The organism is Nocardia sp. NPDC059154 (assembly GCF_042755705.1).
In the GTDB taxonomy this organism is placed as follows: Bacteria; Actinomycetota; Actinomycetes; order Mycobacteriales; family Mycobacteriaceae; genus Nocardia.
This window is the reverse complement of the sequence record NZ_JBHZCS010000024.1, coordinates 107172-124614: the sequence shown is the minus strand read 5'-3', so window position 1 is coordinate 124614 and position 17443 is coordinate 107172. Positions and strand designations below refer to the sequence as shown.

Below are 17443 nucleotides of genomic sequence, written 5' to 3'. Positions count from 1 at the left end.
GGGCGGGGTTGGGTGGGGGATGAGGGGGGGAGGGGAGGGGGGGGTGGTTGGGGGGGGGGGAAGGGTTGGGGGTGGGGGGGGGGGGGGTGGGGGTTTTCTCGTTTTTGTCCACCGCCTCGTGGCGGCCCCCCCCCCCCCCACCGCTCGGACCGATCAGTCGTTTGGCACCAGTCGCCACAATGAGGTGACCTCACCCCGCCGAGCCTCGTAGAGAGGATCGCTGCTGTCCGATGCTCGCGGATGCCGCGGAGGTGTGTCGTACCGGGCTGCCACGCGCAGCCCGGAGGCGGCGATGCGGGCACGGAACTCGTCCCGGCTTCGCAATTCGAGGCGTTCGGCGAGGTCGGAGAGAATCAGCCAGCCTTCACCGTGCGGGGCGAGGTGGTGGCGCAATCCGTCCAGGAAGCGATGCAGCACAGTCGATCCGGGGTCGTAGATGCCGAGCTCCAGCGCTGAGGTCGGGTGCGCCGGCAGCCAGGGCGGGTTGCAGACGATCAGGTCCGCACGACCCTCGGGCCACAGATCGGCCTGCCTGACCCGAACCAGGGCGGTGAGGCCGAGGCGGTCCAGGTTCGCCTCGGCACAGGCCACCGCGCGAGGATTGATATCGGTGGCGGTCACCCGCGCACCGCGCCGGGCCAGAACCGCGGCGAGCACCCCGGTCCCCGTGCCGAGATCGAATACGGAGGGCCGCTGCGCTTTCACCGGAAACGGCGCGCCGGCGACGAGATCGACGTACTCGCCGCGAACCGGGGAGAACACGCCGTAGTCAGGATGGATGCGCGCACCCAGCGCTGGAATCTCGACACCGTTCCGATGCCACTGATAGGCGCTGAGCACCCCGAGCAGCTCGGTCAGCGACACGCACATCCGCTGGATATCTGGGCAATTCGGGCGCACCGCCGCGTAAGCGTGTTCGCACGCCGACCGAACATCGTGCGCGCGCCGTAGCTCGAGAGAGTAACCAGGTTCGAACACGATCAGCAGCCTGCCGAGTATCTCGGCGCGCTCGGCCTGCGCGGCACGCTGCTGATGGAACACCGCTGCCGGACTGCTTTCGCCCCCAATCGGTCGTGCGGCTCGCCGCAGACGGCGGTCGAGGGCTCGCAGCAACTGGCGAGCATTGTGAAAATCCCCGCGCCACACCAGGCCGGTGCCCGCCCGCGCGAGCCGGTGGGCGGTCTGCGCGGTCGTGCGGTCGTCGGCGACGACGATGCGGGCGGGGGCCGGAGCCCCGTTCTCGGAATGCCAGTGGGCGGTGTAGACCGATCGATTCTCGGTCCAGCTGAGGGTGGACATGACGAACTCCTGCGGAAACGAAGGTGCCTGGGGCCGGCGACGCTTCGAGGCAGGAGTCCGGAGAGCGACTTTCCGTCAGAACGAGGGAGATTCGGACCGTTCCCGCGGCGAAGCGCAGGAGCGGTTGTCGCCCAGCACCATTCCCATGCCCACGGTCGGTCCCTCCGTCAGATGTCCGTCCCCATGATTGCACACGCCCGGATCGGACGTGTCTCAGCGCCTTCTCAGCGACCGCGGGGCAGACTCCCCCGTGTCCGGTACACCGACTGCTCGAAAGGGATCCGCATGTCCGCGGCGCAACCGCATACGAACTACAAGCTCCCCCAGGTCACCGCCCTGTTCTGGGTGCTGAAGATCGCGGCGACCACGCTCGGCGAGACCGGTGGGGATCTGCTGGCCCAAACCCTGAGCCTCGGCTATGCGGCGGCGTCGATGCTGTTTCTGGGCATCTTCGCCGTCAGCCTGGTCGCCCAGTTGGGGGCCCGCCAGTTCCATCCCGCGCTGTACTGGACCGTGATCGCCGCGACCAGCACGGCCGGCACCACCATCTCCGATTTCCTCAATCGCGGCCCCGGTTCGGGCACCTCCACCGACGGCGGCCTGGGCTACGGCGCGGGCGCGGCCGTCCTGATCACCGGCCTGGCCGTCGTCTTCGTCATCTGGAAGCTCAGCGGCCAGACCTACGACGTCACCGGAATCACCAGTACGCGTGGCGAACTGCTGTATTGGGCGGCCATTCTGCTGTCCAACACACTGGGTACCTCCCTGGGCGACTACCTCTCCGACAGTTCCGGGCTCGGCTACGGCGGGGGCGCGCTGCTCATCGCCGCGGTCATGGCCGCCCTGCTTGCCGCCCATTACCTGACCCGGATCTCGGGGGTCCTGCTGTTCTGGCTTGCGTTCATCCTCACCCGACCGCTCGGTGCGACGGTGGGCGATCTGCTGTCCAAATCGCACGACAAGGGCGGGCTCGGTTTCGGCACCTGGGGCACCACCTCAGTCCTGCTGATCATTCTCGTCGCGGGAATCACCTACAGCTACAAGAGAATACGCACCGTCACCGGGCTCCAACAGGATCGAGTGGGCGTAGCCGCCGTCGACGCGGAGCGCACCGCCGGTGGTCTCCGAGGCGAAGGGTAAGCCGAGGTAGCCCGGCACTGCCGTCGCCGCCGAGTCTATGGTCGCGGCAGGAGCCGACGGCGTACGAGCCGCGCGTCGGCGCGGCGACATCGGAGGGCGAATGGGTACCGGGAGCGAAACGAGCGGGCGGCACAAGGATGCCAATGCCACCCGTTCGGCCCTGCTGGCCGCGGCGCGGGAGGTGTTCGCCGAGAAGGGTTTCGAGGGCACGACCGTGCGGGAGATCGCGGCCCGGGCTGGAGCGAATCAGGCGCTGCTGTTCCGGTACTTCGGGAACAAGGACGAGCTGTTCCGGGCGGTCGTCGCGGATCGCGGCCAGCGGGTGCTGTCGGAAGGCCCCGCGGACGAGCTGCTCGGCCGGCTGCTGGCCGGGATGCTGAATACTGCTGCCGATCAACAGCTTTGGCTGCAGGCCGCGCTGCGATCGAGCGGACATGCCAGCGGCGTGTCGGTGATCCGGCGGGAGCTGGACGAACGATACGTGCGGGCACTGTCCGAACTCGGCGACGGCCCGGACGCCGAATTGCGGGCCGATCTGGTGGTGGCCTGGCTGCTGGGCATCGGTCTGCTGCGATCGGTCTATCACTGGGAGCCGCTGGCGAGCGCCGACCCGGCCGTCGTCGCCGATCATGTCCTGCGTTCGGCGCGAGTCCTCCTGGACCGGGTAAGTACGAATTTCCCTCCGTCATAACGGAAATCGAGCGTTGACGGTTGGGTGGCGCACTCCTACGATCGACCGCTGTAAGCATTTGCTTACATCAGAAGGAGTTTCGCGTGACCACACCTACCGAAGTCCGCCACTATCCGTTCGGCGATCCGGTCCGGCTCGATCCGCATCCGACGGCGATGACACTGCTCCGCGAGGAACCGATTTCCCGCGTCCGGCTGCCCTACGGCGGCGAGGCCTGGCTCGTCACCCGCTACGCCGACGTGCGCTCGGTGCTCAGCGATCCCCGGTTCAGCCGCGCCGCCACGGTAGGCCGCGAGGATGTGCCGCGGGTGCGCGAGACACCGGCCATGCCGAACATCCCGACCAGCATGGACCCGCCGGAGCTGACCCGGCTCCGCAAGCTGACCATGACCGCGTTCACCACCCGTCGCGTGCAGGAGCTGCGCCCACGCGCCGAGGAGATCGTCGAGGACATGCTGACTGCCATGGCCGCGGCCGGCTCGCCCGCCGACCTGGTGGAGGCGCTGGCGCTCCCGGTGCCGGTCACGGTCATCTGCGAAATGCTCGGTGTGCCACCGCGGGACCAGCATCGTTTCCGCGACTTCTCCGACGCGATCATGTCCACCACCGCCGTCCCCGACGAGGAACGACTGGCCGCGTTCGCCGCCGTCGCCGAATACCTGACCGAGCAGATCGCCGAGCGCCGCGCCCACCCCGCCGACGATCTGCTCGGAGCGCTGGTGGTGGCCCGGGACAACGATGACCGGCTCAGCGAGGACGAGCTGATCACGCTCGGCCTCACCCTGCTGGTCGCCGGTCACGAGACCACGGCCAATCAGATCGCCAATTTCGTCTACGTCCTGCTCACCGCGGGCGAATGGGACCGGCTGCGTGCGGATCCCGATCTCGTCCCGGCCGCCATCGAGGAGCTGCTCCGCTACATCCAGCTCGGCAATGGCGGCGCGTTCCCGCGCATCGCCGTCGAGGATGTCGAACTGTCGGGCACGCTCATTCGCGCGGGCGAGGCCGTCTTCGTGGATCTGGCGATCGCGAACCGCGACGAGACGGTCTTCCCGGATCCGGACACCATGGACCTGACCCGACATCACAACTCGCACTTGGCCTTCGGCCACGGCTTCCATCACTGCGTGGGTGCGCAACTGGCCCGCCTCGAACTGCAGGTGACGCTGACCGCGCTGCTGCGTCGCTTCCCGAACCTGCGTCTGGCGGTTCCCGCCGACGAGGTGGAGTGGAAGACGGGCATGCTGCTGCGCGGCCCGAAAGCGCTTCCGGTCGTCTGGTAGTGCCCGGCCGTGGGCGGCCCCTTCGGCGAGCCGCCCACGGCGCACCCTACGCGTTCGCCGGAAGATCCGTCCCCGCACCACGTTTGCGCACCGCGACCAGGTCGTGGCGCGCCGGCGGCAGGGTCTGCTCCTGCGCGCCCTCGATGGTGAATCCGGCATCGATGATCATCTGCCGGTCGTCGGCTCCGGGCTGCCCCTCGCTGGTGAGGTAGTCGCCCAGAAAGATCGAATTGGCCAGGTGCAGCGCCAGCGGTTGCAGGCCGCGCAGGTGGAGCTCACGGCCACCGGCCAGCCGCACCTCCACGTCGGGGAAGAAGAAGCGGAACAGCGCGAGAATGCGCAGGCAGCGGTCGGGCGTCAGCTCCCACTGTCCCGCCAGCGGCGTTCCATCGAACGGGATCAGGAAGTTGACCGGCACCGAGTCCGGGTCCAGCGCCCGCAGCGCGAAGGCCAGATCGACGATGTCCTCGTCCGACTCCCCCATGCCGAAAATCGCTCCGGAACAAGGTGACAGCCCGGCCGCGCTCGCCCGCAGCACGGTGTCGACGCGATCGTCGAAGGTGTGCGTACTGCAGATGTCGGCATAGCGCGCCTCGGAGGTGTTGAGGTTGTGGCTGTAGGCGTGGGCCCCGGCCGCCGCGAGCCGCTCGGCCTGTCCCTCCCCCAATAGACCCAGGCACACGCAGATCTCCGTCTGCGGATGGTCGGCCGTGATGGCGGCAATGGTCTGCTCGATTCTGGTCAGATCCCGTTCGCCGGGCCCGCGCCCGCTGGCGACCAGGCACACTCGTTTGGCCCCGCCCGCAATCGCCTGCCCGGCGACCCGCGCGGCCTGCTCGGGCGTGATCCAGGAGTACTTCAGCACACCGGATGCCGAGCCCAGCCGCTGCGAGCAGTACCCGCAGTCCTCCGGGCACAGGCCGCTCTTCATATTGACGATCGTGTTGAGTTTGACACGCGCGCCGAAGAATTCGTGTCGCACCCGCGAGCCTGCCGCCACGACGTCGATGAGCGGTTGCGCGCCGCTCAGCAATGCCAGCGCCTCCGCCCGGGTCGGGACCGTCCGACGTAACGCCTTGTCCACCAACAGATTCAACAGTCCATCAGTCATGTCAAGGCAATCTACCTCGAGCTTGAACACCGTTCAAGTATTGGTTTGACGTGGCCTTTTGTGATAACTAACAGTCCGAGGTGGGTGACGTTTGCCGAATACTCACAGGCCGAGTGCCCGGACAGCCGGTCCGGATGATCGGTAGCTTCGGGATCGGGAAGCAGGGGGTGCAAGGGAGAAGCCGGGATGTCGATGATCGATTCACCGAGTTCGGGCCTGACCATTTCGGGCATGCCGCTGTCGTCGGCGCTGCGGGACGTCCGCGAGCTGTCGCGGCGCATGGTCGGGCATTTCGTGGAGACCGTGGTCCCGTGCGGGACGCTGCCGGGCGACGCGCTGCGCGGGGATGTCACGACCATCACCCGCACCTGCCTCGAGCTGGCGGTCAGCATGCTCGACGGCCGGGACATCCCGGAGAAGACCAAGCGCCTCGAGGACGCCGCGGCGCAGTGGGCCCGCGAGGGCATTCCGATCGACACCATCCATCACGCCATCCACGAGGGCTTCAAGATCGGCCTGGACCTGGTGATGGCCAAGTCCACCAGCAAGTACACGCAGGCGGCGGGCGCGACCACGCCCTCGCTCACCGCATCGGACTTCCACGCCATGGTCGGCGGCGCGAAACTCGTGGTGGAGCTGCTGGATCGGATGACGGCGGCCGTCTCGGTCGCGTACGTGCGCGACCTGCGCGCGGTGATCAGCGAGCACCACACCGCCGTGCACACGTTGACCTCGGCGCTGCTCGGCGGCCACAGCACCTCCACCATGGCCCGCGAGTGCGGCATCGAGATCGCGGAATCGTATCGGGTGCTTGCGGTTTCGATTCCGCCGCATCCGGACGAGATGAACCGGGCGCTCGACAGCCAGGTGGTCGCGCGCCGCAAACTGCGCCGGACACAGGCCGAGCTGGCGACCCGCTATCCGGACAAGGCGCTCTCGCTGCTGAGCGTCGACGGCGGCACCATCCTGATCCCGGAGCACGGGCTGCCCGACGCGGAGCTCGACGAATTCATCGTCAACCTCTCCCGGGCCGCGCAGGTGCCGATCACCGCAGCAGTCACCCAGGCTGCGCCGCAACAGATTCCGGCCGCGACCGAGCAGGCGCACGAGCTGCTCGACATGGTGCAGCGCTTGCAGCTGGTCCGTGGGCTGTACCGCTTCGACGATCTCTCGCTCGAATACCAGCTCACCCGTCCGGGTCCCGGCCGCGATCACCTCGGGACGCTGCTGGATCCGCTGGACGAGTATCCCGAACTACTGCAGACGCTCCAGTTGCACATCAGCAACGACCTGAACCGTCAGCGCACGGCCCGGACGCTGCATGTCCACACCAATACTGTCGACTACCGGCTGAAACGTATCGGCCGGCTCACCGGATTCGACCCGACGCACACCTCGGGGGTCTGGTATCTGCGCTCGGCCCTGGTGGCGCGCACCTACCGGAGCACCCGGTCGAACAATGCCCAGGACTTGTGCAGGTCCTCCTCCCAGTAGCCCCAGGAGTGGGTGCCGACCGGCGCAGATCGAAGGTGACGGGCACGTGCAGGGCGGCGCGCCGGTCGCGCAGGGCGAGGGCGCACTGATCGGTAACGGCCTCCAGGATCACGCCGGATATCAACTGCGCCAACAGTTTCAGCTGCCGAGCTACACGCCATTCGATGGACTGCGAGAACGCATCGAGTCCGCAATCACGATCTACGAAGGCGCCCGCTCTTGGCGTTTGGAGCAGTATGCGCGACTTCAGCAGCAGTACAACGAGTTCGACGATCCATCGGCACCGTGCGTGATACACGACGAGCATGGCAAGGAAATCTTGTGGTACCGCCCTCGGGTGTTCCCACCGTTCCCTACCTCGACAACGTATCGGTTGGTTGGCGTGAGGGGGATCTCGTCCAACTGGCGGTCGACTACACCGACTTCCGGCGGATCACCGACGGCCAGTATCAAAGCATTTTCGACGCTTACGGCGGCTACGACGTAACCAAATGGCCGGGTTATCGATTACTCGCCGACATCCCGCGTGGTGCCGAAGCCATGGACCTGACGAGCGCCCTGAGCCCGAACCGTGTCAGCCCGCCGGACCACCACCGCGTCCACACCCACCCACCGCGCCGACAATGCTGCCGCTACCCCGGGAGAGGAGTATGCCCCGCTACGGTATAGCGATCGATAACGCGAATTCACAGCTCGGACCTTTCATCGAAGGAGCAGGGAATGGCCGCGATACCGAATGACTATCGCAATCGGCCGGTGGCCGTGATCGGCGCGGGAACCCTGGGCCGGCGCATTGCGCTGATGTTCGCCACGCGGGGCGGCACCGTGCACATCACCGATCCGAACGGGACGCAGGGGACGCAGGCCGCCGGGTATGCGACCGGCGAATTGCCCGCGGTGGCCGCCCACATCGACGGCGGCACGCCGGGGATCGTGAGTTATGTGCCGGACCTGGCCGATGCGGTGGCGGAGGCGTGGCTGGTGGTGGAGGCGGTGCCGGAGCGGCTCGACCTCAAGAAGTCGATCTTCGGTCAGCTCGACGGACTGTGCGCGGCCGATGCGGTCGTCTCGTCGAATTCGTCGTCGTATGCGAGCAGGCTGTTCACCGAGAGGCTTTCGACCCGCGACCGCATGCTCAATACGCATTTCTATATGCCGCCCGCGTCGACGACGCTCGATGTGATGTCCGATGGCGATACCGCGCCCGAGATCATCGACTTCGTCATGTCGACGTTCCCCGAATACGGTCTGCATCCTTTCCTGTGCCGCAAGGAGAGCACCGGCTTCATCCTCAATCGGATCTGGGCGGCGCTGAAACGCGAATCGCTCGACGTCGTCTACGAGGGCGTCTCGACCCCGCAGGATGTCGATGCCATGTTCAAGCTGAATTTCGGCACCAAGGCGGGCCCGTTCCGGATGATGGACAGCGTCGGCCTCGATGTGGTGCTCGATATCGAAGAGCATTACGCCCAGGAGAATCCGCATCTACCCGAGGGCCCGCGCATTCTGCTGAAGCGCTATATCGCCGACGGCAGGCTGGGCGTGAAATCCGGTGCCGGCTTCTACGACGACTACCCCGACCCGAATCGGCTTTGACGGCAGGAGGCCGCGATGAAACATCTGCTCGCGCTCGACCTCAAAGCCCGTGCCATGCACGCGATCTCGCTCGACGGGGGTGACGTGCGCACCCTGATCACCGGGTTGGACGCCTACCCCGACGGCGTCACCGTCGATCAAGATCGCGGGCACGTGTACTGGACCAGCATGGGCGCACCCGACATGCGTCCCACGCCCGGCACGGAACCCGTGTTCTTCCACCGGACCGGCATGCTCGAACGCGCCGACCTCGACGGCGGCAATCGCACGGTGATCGTCCCGCCCGGTGCGTTCACCACCGGCAAGCAGCTCACCGCCGATTTCGACACCGGCCACCTGTACTGGTGCGACCGCGAGGGCATGCAGGTCCTCACCTGCAATCTCGCCGGGGGCGAGCTGCGCCCGCTGGTGGTCACCGGCGAAGGCCCCGAAGACGCTGTGCAGTCTCGGAATTGGCCGGTCGGCATCTGCCTGGACCTCGACCGCCGCCACCTCTACTGGACCCAGAAGGGCGCACCGAAGGCTGGTGAAGGCCGGATCTTCCGCGCGCCACTCGAGCTCCCCGCCGGCACCTCCCCCGCGGCCCGCACCGATATCGAGGTGCTCTGGCACGACCTCCCCGAACCGATCGACCTGGCACTGTCCGGCGACGGGAACCTGCTGTGGACCGACCGCGGCGCGGAACCCGCGGGCAACACCCTCAACAGCGCCTCGGTCGACCCGGTTCCGGGACCGGTGACCATCCTGTCCAGCGGCTACCGCGAGGCCATCGGCGTGGTGGCGATCAGCGAATCCCGGTTCTACGTCGGCGATCTCGGCGGCGCGATCCGCCTCGTCGACCTCGACGACGGCATCGACACCGAAATCGCCCGCCCCGGTGGCGCGCTCACCGGACTGGCACTGGCAGACCTCTGAGAGTGGGACCCGAGCACCGCATCGAGAACGCCGGGGAATCGTTCGTCGAGGTCGGCCCGGCGCAGGGTCATGTAGCGGGCCTTGCCGTCGACGCGGGTGACGGTGAGGCCGGCCTCGCGCAGGGTGCGCCAATGGTTCGACAGGGTCGATCTCGGGATTACGAGATGGTCGGGGCTGCAGGAGATTTCGCCGTGGACGGCCATGAGGCGCACCAGTTCCATCCGGACCGGGTCCCCCAGGGCGTGCAGCACCGTCACCAGGTTCAGGTCCGCGGTATTCGGCTGGGTCAGCGGCGGCATCGGGTTCCTCGTTCGGTTGACATGACCGGGGCACCAGCTTACGTTCGTTTCGTTAATTCGGAAATATCGAAATGAGATTGCCGTGACGGTCCTCAGCACCCTGGCCCGCGTCTACGTCGACGATCTGGACGCCGCATTGCCCACGTTCACCGCGCTCACCGGTGAGCAGCCCCGGCTCCGCTTCGCCTATCGCGAGCTGGAACTGGCCGGCATCGGCGCCTACCTGCTCATCGCCGGAACCCCGGAAGCCCTTGCCCCCTACCGGGAAACACACGCCACCGCGATAGTGGACGACCTGGACGAGGTGCTGACGATCATCACCACCCTCGGCGGCGACATCCTCGACGGCCCGAACGACGTTCCCACCGGCCGCAATCTGACGGTGCGGCACCCCGGCGGCGCACGCATCGAATACGTCGAATTCGATACGGCCAAGGTCGAATCCGTCGCGAGCTGACGACGGCAGGCCCCGCGCGGCGATCAGGCACCGGCGCGGGCGGTGGCCAGGTTGGCGCCGATGGCGGGGCGCTCGGGTCCTTCGCCTGGCGGGCAGGGCCTGATCCGGAGCCCGCCGCCGACCGATCCGACTACACCATGGTGTCCCCCACCGGGAGACCGAAAGCGTGGTTCCCGTACATAACGTAGGCACGTTCGGGGTCGTTGGCCGCGTGGACGCGTCCGGCATGGGCATCGCGCCAGAGGCGTTGCAGCGGGGTGTCGACTGCGAGGGCGCCGGCCCCGGCGGCCTCGAAGAGCCGGTCGATGGCGGCGATGGCGCGGGCGGTAGCGCGGACCTGGTCGCGGCGCGCGCGGGCGCGCAGGGCGAACGGGATCTCCCCGCCGTCCCGGAGCCGGGCGTACTCGTCGGCGACATTGCCGGACAACTGCCGCCACGCGGCATCGATGTCGCTGGCGGATTCGGCGATGCGGATCTTGCCGAAGGGGTCGTCCTTGGCGTGCTCGCCGGCGTACGCGGCCCGGATCCGCTTGCCCTGATGCTCGACGTGGGCCGCGTAGGCGCCGTAGGCCATGCCGACGATCGGCGTGGAGATCGTGGCGGGATGGATTGTCCCCCATGGCATTTTGTAGACCGGCTCCGAATTTCGCTGCAGCCCGGGCGATGTCAGCGAGTTCATGACGCCGAAGCTTAGGAAGCGGTGCCGCGGGACGAAGACGTTCTCGACGACAACCGTATTGGATCCGGTGCCACGCAGACCGACCACGTTCCAGACGTCGTCGACGGAGTAGTCGCTGCGCGGGATGAGGAAGGAGCCGAAGTCGACAGGCTTGCCGTTCTCGAGCACCGGCCCGCCGACGAAGACCCAGTCGGCGTGGTCCACCCCGGAAGACCACGCCCACGAACCGCTGACCAGATAGCCACCGTCCACCACGGCACCGGCGCCCATCGGCGCGTACGACGAGGCGATCCGCGCTTCGCTGTCGTGGCCCCAGACATCGTCCTGCGCACGCTGATCGAACAGCGCCAGGTGCCAGTTGTGAATCCCCAGGATCCCCGCCACCCAGCCGGTGGATCCACAGGCGCTCGCCAGGGTGCGCACGGTGTCGTAGAAGACCACCGGATCTGCGGCGCATCCGCCCCATTGCCGCGGCTGCATCAGGGTGAAGAATCCCGCCTCCCGCAGGTCCTCGATCGACTCGTCGGGAATGCGCCGCAATGTCTCGGTCCGCTGGGCGCGCTCGCGCAGGGTCGGCACCAAAGCCTCGACGCGCGCGGTGATTTCACGGGTCATCTCGCCGGGTTCTCCTGACCGGTCAGGTGGCGATCGCACACTCTCCGCCACATATCTAGAACACGTTCCAGTCACTATCGAGCAGCTCGAGGCCCGCGACAAGCGGACGGAAATCCCTAAAAGAAGAGTCTTTCGACCATTTTCTGGATGCTCTTACTGATCGGAAGCTGACACAGATCTGAAACTGGTTCTAGACCTAGGAGGGTGCGATGGCGACGTCACGCGGGTTCGGCAGAAAGATCCGGGACATCGACGTGGGCACGATGCCGACCCGCTATGCCCGCGGCTGGCACTGCCTGGGCCTGGCGGACGCGTTCCGGGACGGGAAACCCCACTCGGTCAATGCCTTCGGCACCAAGCTGGCCGTCTGGGCCGACGATACCGGCGGACTGCGGGTGCTGGACGCCTACTGCCGCCACCTCGGCGGCGACCTGTCGACAGGCACGGTCAAGGACGGCCGGATCGCCTGCCCGTTCCACGACTGGCGCTGGGACGGCGACGGCCGCTGCACCGGCATTCCCTACGCGCCGCGGATACCCCCGCTGGCCCGCACCCGCGCGTGGACCACGCTCGAGCGCAACGGCCAGCTCTTCGTCTGGCACGACCACGAGGGCAACCCGCCACCGGACCAGGTCACCATCCCGACCATCCGGGGACCGTACACCGACGCCGAAGGCAACCCCGCGGCAACGCTTTCCCCCGACTGGACCCCGTGGACCTGGCGCTCGATCCTCATCGAGGGCTCCAACTGCCGCGAGATCATCGACAACATCGTGGACATGGCCCACTTCTTCTACATCCACTACGCGTTCCCAACATTTTTCAAGAACGTCTTCGAGGGCCATGTCGCGACGCAGTACCTAGAGACCAAGGGCCGCCCGGACGTCGGCATGGCGACCAAGTACCGCGGAGACACGCTGCTGAAATCGGAGGCCTCGTACTTCGGGCCCGCCTACATGATCAATCCACTGCTCAATGTCTACGGCGGTTTCGAGGTCCGCAGCGTTCTGGTCAACTGTCACTACCCGGTCACCCAGGACTCCTTCGTCCTGCAGTACGGCATCACGCTGGAAAGACCCACGGGCGTACCGGCGGACACCGCGAACCGTCTGGCGGACAGGATGACCGAGGGCATCGGCGAGGGCTTCCTGCAGGACGTGGAGATCTGGAAGCACAAGTCCAAGATCGAGAACCCACTGCTCTGCGACGAGGACGGCCCGGTCTACCAGCTGCGCCGCTGGTACGAGCAGTTCTACGTCGACGTCGCCGACGTCGACCCGAAATCGGTGCGGCGCTTCGAGTTCGAAGTCGACACCTCGCGGGCCAACGAGGTCTGGGAGCTCGAGGTCGCCGAGAACCTGCGCCGGCGCGATGTGATCCCGGCCACCGCACCCTAGCCCAGTTCGAGGACGATCTCGGTTCGGAGGTCACCGGCGCCGCGGCCCAAGGTCCTCGATCGCTCGTCGAAGGTCCTCAAACCGTCCCTCGGGGATTCACCGGCTACCCCGCAGCTCACTACCGTGCGCTGGGTGACCGCGATATCACCGAAAACCCCAGCAGCGCCGGAGATCACGCGTCCGCATCCGGTGCGGCGATCGCCCAAGGGCTCATTCCTGTACCGGATGGTCAGCACGACCGACCCGAAGGTGCTGGGGCAGATGTACCTGATGACCTCGATGGCGTTCTTCATGATCGCCGGGCTGATGGCGTTGATCATGCGCGCGGAGCTGGCGCAGCCGGGCATGCAGTTCCTGTCGCCGGAACAGTTCAACCAGCTGTTCACCATGCACGGCACGATCATGCTGCTGTTCTACGCGACCGCCATCATCTTCGGATTCGCGAATATCCTGCTGCCCTTGCAGATCGGCGCGCCCGATGTCGCGTTTCCGCGGCTCAATGCGCTGAGCTACTGGTTGTATCTGTTCGGCGCGACCATGGCGACCGCAGGCTTCGTCACCCCGGGCGGTGCGGCCGATTTCGGCTGGACCGCGTACGTGCCGCTGTCGGACATCATCCACTCCCCCGGTGTCGGCGCGGACCTGTGGATCCTGGGGGTGGGCGTCTCGGGCCTGGGAACCATTCTGGGCGCGGTCAATATGCTCACCACCGTCGTGTGCCTGCGCTGCCCGGGTATGACCATGTTCCGGCTGCCCATCTTCACCTGGAACGTCGTCGTCGCGAGTTTCCTTGTGCTGCTGGTGTTCCCGCTGCTGACCGCAGCCGCCCTGGCGCTGTACTACGACCGGCACCTCGGTGGGCACATCTACGATCCGGCCAGCGGCGGAACCATGCTGTTCCAGCATCTCTTCTGGTATTTCGGGCACCCCGAGGTGTACGTGATCGCGCTGCCGTTCTTCGGCATCGTGTCGGAGATCTTCCCGGTGTTCAGCCGCAAACCACTGTTCGGCTACACCGGCATGGTCTACGCGACACTGGGCATCGCGGCGCTGTCCATCGCGGTGTGGGCGCACCACATGTATGCCACGGGAGCCGTGCTGCTGCCGTACTTCTCGTTCATGACCTTCCTCATCGCGGTGCCGACCGGCGTGAAGTTCTTCAACTGGATCGGCACCATGTGGCGTGGTCAGCTCAGCTTCGAGAGCCCGATGCTGTTCTCGCTGGGCTTCCTGGTGACCTTCCTGTTCGGCGGCCTGTCCGGCGTCATCCTGGCCTCACCACCACTCGATTTCCATTTGTCCGACACCTATTTCGTGGTCGCGCACTTCCACTACACCCTGTTCGGCACGGTCGTGTTCGCCACCTTCGCAGGCATCTACTTCTGGTTTCCCAAGATCACCGGCCGCATGCTCGACGAACGCCTCGCGAAGTGGCACTTCTGGACCACGTTCCTCGGCTTCCATCTGACGTTCCTGGCCCAGCACTGGCTCGGCAACATGGGCATGCCGCGGCGCTACGCCGACTACCTGCCCTCCGACGGCTTCACCCTGCTGAACCAGGTCTCCACCATCGGCGCCTTCCTGCTCGGCGCGTCGATGCTGCCGTTCCTGTGGAACGTCTTCAAGTCCTACCGCTACGGCGAGATCGTGACCGTCGACGACCCGTGGGGCTACGGCAATTCCCTCGAGTGGGCCACCAGCTGCCCGCCGCCACGGCACAACTTCTACGAACTCCCGCGCATCCGCTCCGAGCGACCCGCCTTCGAACTCCACTACCCGCACATGATCGACCGCATGCGCGCCGAGGCCCACGTCGGCTGGGGCGCGACCGCCCACCACGTCACCGAGACCACGCCCATGGAGGCGAAATGACCAGGCCCCAGCAACTCTCGACCTTCCGGATTCCCCGCCTGCCCTACGGCGCCCTGGTCCTGCTGACCGGATTGACGCTGATCGGCGGCCTGATCCTGCTGACCCACCTCGCCCAAGGTCGCTGACCCCCGATCGTGCGAACGCTGACTCCCCTTGCAGCCGTTCGCATTCCGGTGAGGCCGCGCCCCGCCCGTGCGGCCTCACCGGGCCTTTCGCGATCTTCCCGCGTGCGGATTCAGCGCCGCCCGGCCGCGCTCGGCGACAGCGCCGACAAGTAGGGACCGACCAATTCCGTTGCGGCCGTGACAGTCCGGTCGGTGTCCTGGCCACTCTCGAGCATGCGCGAGGCCGCATGCACGATGCCGTCGATGAGTCCGGCGGTGGCGGCGGGGTCGGCCGCACCGGCCGTCTCGAGCGCGGCGATCAGCGGGGTGCGGAGTTCGTCGTGCAGTTCGCGGCTGTAGGCGGCGATATCGTCGTCGATGATCGTGGTGAGCACGCGGGCCAGGGCATGCTCACCGCTCGCGACCAATTCCAGGTTGGCGCGGACGTATTCGAGAACCTGATCGGCCGGGCCGGACGCGGCCGCCATCCGCTCCGCCACCCGGCGCGCCCACTGCGGGAAGGTGTCTGCCAGCAGCTCGGCGAGCAGCTGGTCGCGGGAGGAGAAGTACTGGTAGACGCTGGGGCGGGCGAGCCCGGCGCGCGCCGCCACCTCGGTGAGAGTGGGCGGGCGGGCCGGGTCCTCGGCGAGGATGGCGCGCGCGGCGTCGAGCAGGGCGCGGCGTTGCGCCTCGCGATGTTCGGCGAGCGTGGCGGCTTGGATCCTCGGCACGTGATCTCCTCGTTGGGGGTTACCCGCTCAGTCTCCCATCCACCAGGGTGAGCACCCGATCGCAGTGGCCGAGGATGTCGTGATCGTGGGTGACCATGATGGTGGCCACCTTCCGCTCGCGGGTCTGCCGGGCCAGCAGCTCGATCACGTCGTGGCTGCGGGCGCGATCCAGCGCCGCGGTGGGCTCGTCCACCAGCAGCAGCGTCGGGCCGGTCGCGAGCGCGCGGGCGATGCCGACGCGCTGGCGTTCCCCGCCGGAGAGCTGATGCGGCCGCCGCCCCGCCTTCGCGGCCATGCCGACGGCGGCGAGCAGGGCACCCGGATCCGCTGGGCCGCTCGAAGCTGCTGCGGTGCCGCGCTTCCGCCCGCCGGTGCGATCGAGCAGCCGCACCTGGTCGCGGGCGGTCAGCGCGGGAATCAGATTCCCGGTCTGGAACACGAACCCGATGTGCTCGCGGCGGAATCGCGCCAACTGCCGCCGGGACAGGGTCGTCATCTCGGTGCCGTGCACCAGCACCTGCCCGGTGTCGGGCCGGGCCAGCCCGCCCGCGACCGCGAGCAGCGTGGATTTGCCCGATCCGGACGGTCCCACGACGGCCAGCAGCTCGCCCGCCCGTACGGTCAGGTCGATGCGGTCCAGGGCCGCCACGGCATGGTCGCCGCTGCCGAAGGTCAGCGAGACATCGCTGAGCGAGATGCCCTGGCGGACAATCGATTCGACGGTCATCGCTGCGCCCCCAGAGCCTCGAGCGGGTCGACCCGCGTGACGCGCAACGTGGTCAGCACCGCACCCAGCATGCCCATCACGATCAGCAGTACCGCACCGACCGCGACCGCGCCGGGTTCGAGCGCGAAGGGCATGCCGCCGACGAACCGGCTGCCGCCCACTCCCACGCCGACCCCGGCGGCCGTCGCGGCGACGAGCACGATCGCGGCCTGGATCAGGCTGTCGCGCAACAGATATCCGGTGGAGACACCCAGCGCCCGCAGCACCGCCAGCTCGTGGGTGCGCTGCACCGTCCAGACCATGAAGAACGCGCCGACCACCAGGGCCGAGATGGCGTAGAGGAAGACCCGGATCAGGGTCATGGTCGACATTTCGGCCGAGTAGCCGGGAGAAGCATCGAATGAGGCCGACAGCGTCATGGCGTGCGTGCCCGCGGCGCGATCCCCCGCCGCCAGATCGATGCCGCCGGGCCGCGCGCGCAGCGCCACGGCATTGGCCTCGTGATAGATCTCCGGCCGGGCGATGTCGCCGGGCCGCAGTCCGGCGTGGATCTCCTGCCAGAGTCGCAGCGGCACATAGGCGACGTTCACGTGCCCGAAGGTGCGCTGTTCGGCGGTCGCGCCGACCACCCGCAGGGTGGTGCCGATGCGGTCGATGATCACCACATCGCCGATGCGGACGCCCTTGTCGAGGGTGGTCGGGCTGACCACGATGCCGTCCGGCGCCCCGAGCCCGGACCCCTCTGCCGGGCTCGGGGCCAGAAACGACCCCGGCTCGACCCCGAACAGCGCGAGATCGATCGCGACCCCGTTGCCGGTCTTCGCATTGACCAGCGTGTTTCCGAACAGCGCCGCATCGGCGACATCGCCGCGCCCGCGCCAGGCCGCGACCTCCCCGTCGTCGACCGTGCTGCGGGTGAAAGCCGATTCCGTCTCCGTCTTCGGCGCGAAGGCGAAGGCGTCCACGGGCATGGCCTTCAATCCCGAGACACCGTCGTCGACCAGGCCCGACGACAGGCCAGCCAGCATCACGA

General features: G+C 67.5%; 18 protein-coding genes. 11 read left to right on the top strand and 7 right to left on the bottom strand.

Features of this window, described 5'->3' with window-relative positions; translation table 11 throughout:
- Window positions 1–153: 153 nt before the first annotated feature.
- Window positions 154–1299 (bottom strand): methyltransferase, encoded by a 1146-nt coding sequence (locus ACFXN1_RS21865; RefSeq protein ID WP_379445896.1) that lies wholly within the window; start codon window positions 1297–1299, stop codon window positions 154–156.
- A 285-nt stretch (window positions 1300–1584) separates the two neighbouring features.
- Here ACFXN1_RS21865 and ACFXN1_RS21860 point away from each other — a divergent pair, with 285 nt between their 5' ends.
- From ACFXN1_RS21860 to ACFXN1_RS21850, 3 genes are all read left to right on the top strand, one after another.
- Entirely contained in the window at window positions 1585–2439 is an 855-nt protein-coding gene (locus ACFXN1_RS21860; protein WP_379445895.1) for a hypothetical protein, read from the top strand.
- A 100-nt stretch (window positions 2440–2539) separates the two neighbouring features.
- The gene (locus ACFXN1_RS21855) at window positions 2540–3130 is read left to right on the top strand and encodes a TetR/AcrR family transcriptional regulator (protein WP_379445894.1); all 591 of its coding nucleotides are present in this window, start codon (window positions 2540–2542) and stop codon (window positions 3128–3130) included.
- An 83-nt stretch (window positions 3131–3213) separates the two neighbouring features.
- Window positions 3214–4413, top strand: a complete 1200-nt coding sequence (locus ACFXN1_RS21850) for a cytochrome P450 (RefSeq protein ID WP_379463659.1) — start codon at window positions 3214–3216, stop codon at window positions 4411–4413.
- 46 nt (window positions 4414–4459) lie between these two features.
- Here ACFXN1_RS21850 and bioB read toward each other — a convergent pair whose 3' ends face one another.
- Window positions 4460–5524: a biotin synthase BioB gene (gene bioB, locus ACFXN1_RS21845; RefSeq protein WP_379445808.1), complete on the bottom strand. Its 1065-nt coding sequence runs from the start codon at window positions 5522–5524 to the stop codon at window positions 4460–4462.
- A gap of 186 nt (window positions 5525–5710) precedes the next feature.
- Here bioB and ACFXN1_RS21840 point away from each other — a divergent pair, with 186 nt between their 5' ends.
- From ACFXN1_RS21840 to ACFXN1_RS21825, 4 genes are all read left to right on the top strand, one after another.
- Complete coding sequence (locus tag ACFXN1_RS21840) at window positions 5711–7018, top strand: PucR family transcriptional regulator (RefSeq protein WP_379445809.1); 1308 nt, start codon at window positions 5711–5713, stop codon at window positions 7016–7018.
- 46 nt (window positions 7019–7064) lie between these two features.
- Window positions 7065–7505, top strand: coding sequence for a hypothetical protein (locus tag ACFXN1_RS21835; protein ID WP_379445810.1), 441 nt, complete (start codon window positions 7065–7067; stop codon window positions 7503–7505).
- 233 nt (window positions 7506–7738) lie between these two features.
- Window positions 7739–8614, top strand: coding sequence for a 3-hydroxyacyl-CoA dehydrogenase family protein (locus ACFXN1_RS21830; RefSeq protein ID WP_379445811.1), 876 nt, complete (start codon window positions 7739–7741; stop codon window positions 8612–8614).
- A 15-nt stretch (window positions 8615–8629) separates the two neighbouring features.
- The gene (locus ACFXN1_RS21825; protein WP_379445812.1) at window positions 8630–9529 is read left to right on the top strand and encodes a hypothetical protein; all 900 of its coding nucleotides are present in this window, start codon (window positions 8630–8632) and stop codon (window positions 9527–9529) included.
- Here the strand turns inward: ACFXN1_RS21825 and ACFXN1_RS21820 are convergent.
- Window positions 9415–9828 (bottom strand): ArsR/SmtB family transcription factor, encoded by a 414-nt coding sequence (locus ACFXN1_RS21820; protein WP_379445813.1) that lies wholly within the window; start codon window positions 9826–9828, stop codon window positions 9415–9417. The two genes, ACFXN1_RS21825 and ACFXN1_RS21820, sit on opposite strands and share 115 nt — an antisense overlap.
- 82 nt (window positions 9829–9910) lie before the next feature.
- Here ACFXN1_RS21820 and ACFXN1_RS21815 point away from each other — a divergent pair, with 82 nt between their 5' ends.
- The gene (locus ACFXN1_RS21815) at window positions 9911–10285 is read left to right on the top strand and encodes a VOC family protein (protein ID WP_379399158.1); all 375 of its coding nucleotides are present in this window, start codon (window positions 9911–9913) and stop codon (window positions 10283–10285) included.
- A 130-nt stretch (window positions 10286–10415) separates the two neighbouring features.
- Here ACFXN1_RS21815 and hsaA read toward each other — a convergent pair whose 3' ends face one another.
- Window positions 10416–11579 carry a 3-hydroxy-9,10-secoandrosta-1,3,5(10)-triene-9,17-dione monooxygenase oxygenase subunit gene (gene hsaA, locus ACFXN1_RS21810; RefSeq protein WP_379445814.1) on the bottom strand — a complete coding sequence of 388 codons (1164 nt, stop codon included), beginning with the start codon at window positions 11577–11579 and terminating at the stop codon, window positions 10416–10418.
- Between the two features lie 209 nt (window positions 11580–11788).
- Here hsaA and ACFXN1_RS21805 point away from each other — a divergent pair, with 209 nt between their 5' ends.
- From ACFXN1_RS21805 to ACFXN1_RS21795, 3 genes are all read left to right on the top strand, one after another.
- Window positions 11789–12976, top strand: coding sequence for a Rieske 2Fe-2S domain-containing protein (locus tag ACFXN1_RS21805; protein WP_379445815.1), 1188 nt, complete (start codon window positions 11789–11791; stop codon window positions 12974–12976).
- Window positions 12977–13108: 132 nt separating this feature from the next.
- Window positions 13109–14848 carry a cytochrome c oxidase subunit I gene (gene ctaD / locus ACFXN1_RS21800; protein WP_379445816.1) on the top strand — a complete coding sequence of 580 codons (1740 nt, stop codon included), beginning with the start codon at window positions 13109–13111 and terminating at the stop codon, window positions 14846–14848.
- A complete protein-coding gene (locus tag ACFXN1_RS21795; protein WP_379399162.1) occupies window positions 14845–14973 on the top strand; it encodes a hypothetical protein in 129 nt (42 codons plus the stop codon). Before ctaD ends, ACFXN1_RS21795 begins: the two co-directional genes overlap by 4 nt.
- A gap of 110 nt (window positions 14974–15083) precedes the next feature.
- Here the strand turns inward: ACFXN1_RS21795 and ACFXN1_RS21790 are convergent, their stop codons facing one another.
- From ACFXN1_RS21790 to ACFXN1_RS21780, 3 genes are all read right to left on the bottom strand, one after another.
- On the bottom strand, window positions 15084–15683 hold the full coding sequence (locus ACFXN1_RS21790) for a TetR/AcrR family transcriptional regulator (RefSeq protein ID WP_379445817.1): 600 nt from the start codon (window positions 15681–15683) through the stop codon (window positions 15084–15086).
- 19 nt (window positions 15684–15702) lie between these two features.
- The gene (locus ACFXN1_RS21785) at window positions 15703–16410 is read right to left on the bottom strand and encodes an ABC transporter ATP-binding protein (RefSeq protein ID WP_379445818.1); all 708 of its coding nucleotides are present in this window, start codon (window positions 16408–16410) and stop codon (window positions 15703–15705) included.
- The coding region (locus ACFXN1_RS21780) for an ABC transporter permease (RefSeq protein ID WP_379463658.1) at window positions 16407–17443 on the bottom strand (1037 nt) is incomplete at its 5' end. The genes ACFXN1_RS21785 and ACFXN1_RS21780, both read right to left, overlap by 4 nt.

Bases quoted from the DNA above. Each gene is read 5' to 3' on its own strand.
- ACFXN1_RS21860 (WP_379445895.1), top strand. From the start codon at position 1,585: ATGTCCGCGGCGCAACCGCATACGAACTACAAGCTCCCCCAGGTCACC.
- hsaA (WP_379445814.1), bottom strand. From the start codon at position 11,579: ATGACCCGTGAAATCACCGCGCGCGTCGAGGCTTTGGTGCCGACCCTG.
- ACFXN1_RS21785 (WP_379445818.1), bottom strand. From the start codon at position 16,410: ATGACCGTCGAATCGATTGTCCGCCAGGGCATCTCGCTCAGCGATGTC.
- ACFXN1_RS21865 (WP_379445896.1), bottom strand. From the start codon at position 1,299: ATGTCCACCCTCAGCTGGACCGAGAATCGATCGGTCTACACCGCCCAC.
- ACFXN1_RS21840 (WP_379445809.1), top strand. From the start codon at position 5,711: ATGTCGATGATCGATTCACCGAGTTCGGGCCTGACCATTTCGGGCATG.
- ACFXN1_RS21855 (WP_379445894.1), top strand. From the start codon at position 2,540: ATGGGTACCGGGAGCGAAACGAGCGGGCGGCACAAGGATGCCAATGCC.
- ACFXN1_RS21825 (WP_379445812.1), top strand. From the start codon at position 8,630: ATGAAACATCTGCTCGCGCTCGACCTCAAAGCCCGTGCCATGCACGCG.
- ACFXN1_RS21830 (WP_379445811.1), top strand. From the start codon at position 7,739: ATGGCCGCGATACCGAATGACTATCGCAATCGGCCGGTGGCCGTGATC.
- ACFXN1_RS21805 (WP_379445815.1), top strand. From the start codon at position 11,789: ATGGCGACGTCACGCGGGTTCGGCAGAAAGATCCGGGACATCGACGTG.
- ACFXN1_RS21795 (WP_379399162.1), top strand. From the start codon at position 14,845: ATGACCAGGCCCCAGCAACTCTCGACCTTCCGGATTCCCCGCCTGCCC.
- ACFXN1_RS21820 (WP_379445813.1), bottom strand. From the start codon at position 9,828: ATGCCGCCGCTGACCCAGCCGAATACCGCGGACCTGAACCTGGTGACG.
- bioB (WP_379445808.1), bottom strand. From the start codon at position 5,524: ATGACTGATGGACTGTTGAATCTGTTGGTGGACAAGGCGTTACGTCGG.